1 protein-coding gene is annotated in these 281 nt (G+C 51.6%); it reads left to right on the top strand.

Translation table 11 applies throughout. The features are described from left to right. On the top strand, nt 1-281 hold a 281-nt coding region (locus tag G9G57_RS25430; RefSeq protein WP_164965696.1), incomplete at both ends, for a condensation domain-containing protein.

A 281-nucleotide genomic window follows, 5' to 3' on the forward strand; every position in this document is an offset into this window, starting at 1 on the left:
ATTGTTTCTAAATTCGATCTCAGCTTGGACGTCACAGAGATCGAGGAAGGCTTGGAATATCTGTTTGAATACGCCACAGCTCTTTATAAAACCGAAACAGTGGAAAAATTGGCCGCTCACTACTTGCAGCTGCTTGAATCCATTCTCCGCAACCCGTCGGCGACGATTGCCGAGTTGGGCATTTTGACACCGACGGAAAAAGAGCAAATTCTCGGCGCGTTTAACCCGGCGCAGCCGGAAGCGGCTCCTGCGGCGGCGTTCCACCAGCTGTTTGAGGAACA

Origin of the sequence: Paenibacillus sp. EKM211P (assembly GCF_011066175.1) — a bacterium.
In the GTDB taxonomy this organism is placed as follows: Bacteria; Bacillota; Bacilli; order Paenibacillales; family Paenibacillaceae; genus Paenibacillus; species Paenibacillus polymyxa.